Below are 1813 nucleotides of genomic sequence, written 5' to 3' on the forward strand. Positions count from 1 at the left end.
GAGCAGACGATGCTTGTCTTTGCAGGCCTCGGCAATCCGGGCGCGAAATACGCTGGCAACCGGCACAATGTCGGTTTCATGGCGGCGGACGCTATCGCCCGCCGCCACTCCTTTTCGCCCTGGTCGAAGAAATTCCAGGGCCTGATTTCAGAAGGCACGCTCGGCGGCGAAAAGATCATCCTGATCAAGCCGCAGACCTTCATGAACCTGTCSGGMCAGTCGGTCGGCGAAGCGCTGCGCTTCTACAAGCTCGAGCTTTCCGCGCTCACAGTCTTCTATGACGAGATCGACCTCGCCGAAGGCAAGCTGCGCATCAAGACCGGCGGCGGCGCCGGCGGCCATAACGGCATCCGCTCGATCGACGGCCATGTCGGCAATGCCTATCGCCGCGTGCGCATCGGCGTCGGCCATCCCGGCGTCAAGGAAATGGTCCAGCATCATGTGCTCGGCGATTTCGACAAGATCGACCGCGAATGGCTCGATCCCTTGCTCGACGCGATCGCCGACAACGCCGCCATGATCGTCAAGGGCGACGAATCCGGCTTCATGAACAAGGCAGCCCTTGCCGTTCAGGGCAAGGCGGCGCCCGAGCCGGAAAAGCCGGCACAAAATCAGGTTCCAAAACAGCAGAGCCACATCCGCCAGGCACGCCCGCAGCAGGCGCCACCCAAGCTGCCGGAATCCCGGCCGATGGCCGCCATGCTGAAGAAACTGTTCGGCAACAAGGACTGAGCGCGCACGCATCCGGCCTTACAGGGCTTGACGTTGATCACCCCTATCGCCCATAGCCCTCATCAAATTCGCTTTTCCCGATAGGACTGGACACAATGGGTTTCAAATGCGGCATCGTTGGCTTGCCCAACGTCGGCAAGTCGACGCTCTTCAACGCGTTGACCAGGACGGCGGCGGCGCAGGCCGCCAATTATCCGTTCTGCACCATCGAACCGAACACCGGCGAGGTGGCGGTTCCCGATCCGCGCCTGCAGAAGATCGCTGCGATCGCCAAGTCGAAGGAGATCATCCCGACCCGCATCTCCTTTGTCGACATTGCCGGCCTGGTGCGCGGCGCCTCGAAGGGCGAAGGGCTGGGCAACCAGTTTCTCGCCAACATCCGCGAGGTCGACGCCATCGTGCATGTGCTGCGCTGCTTCGAGGATGACGACATCACCCATGTCGAGGGCCGCATCGACCCCGTCGCCGACGCCGAGACGGTCGAGACAGAGCTGATGCTCGCCGACCTCGACAGCCTGGAGCGCCGCATCGTCCAGATCCGCAAACGCGCCTCGACCAAGGACAAGGAAGCCACCACCGTCCTGCCGATGATGGAGGCCGCGCTCGAATTGCTGCAGGCCGGCAAGCCGACCCGCATCCTGCTCAAGGGCATATCGGCCGAAGATTTGCGCATCCTGCAGGGGCTGAACCTGTTGACCTCGCACCCGGTGCTCTATGTCTGCAACGTCGCCGAGGCCGATGCCGCCACCGGCAACGAGCACACCAGKGCCGTGGAAAAGATGGCCACMGCGCAGGGCGCCGGCACCGTGGTGATCTCGGCCGCGATCGAGGCCGAAGTCGCMCAGCTCAGCGATGAGGAAGAAATGGARTTCCTGTCCTCGCTCGGGCTCGATGARCCTGGCCTGAACAAGGTCATTCGCGCCGGCTACGATCTGTTGCACCTGATCACCTATTTCACCGCCGGGCCGAAGGAAACGCGCGCCTGGACCATCCACAAGGGCGACAAGGCCCCGCAGGCGGCTGGCGTCATCCACACGGATTTCGAGCGCGGCTTCATCCGCGCCCAGACCATCGCCTATAT

Annotated in this window: 2 protein-coding genes; both read left to right on the forward strand. The window is 63.0% G+C overall.

The window, feature by feature from the left end; genetic code table 11:
• Nucleotides 1-9: 9 nt before the first annotated feature.
• Entirely contained in the window at nt 10-732 is a 723-nt protein-coding gene (gene pth, locus AC1DX0_RS35400) for an aminoacyl-tRNA hydrolase (protein WP_477224098.1), read from the forward strand.
• A 95-nt stretch (nt 733-827) separates the two neighbouring features.
• A partial coding sequence (ychF, locus tag AC1DX0_RS35405) for a redox-regulated ATPase YchF (RefSeq protein WP_477359104.1) occupies nt 828-1813 on the forward strand: 986 nt, incomplete at its 3' end.

Source organism: Mesorhizobium sp. P3_A9 (genome assembly GCF_056402975.1).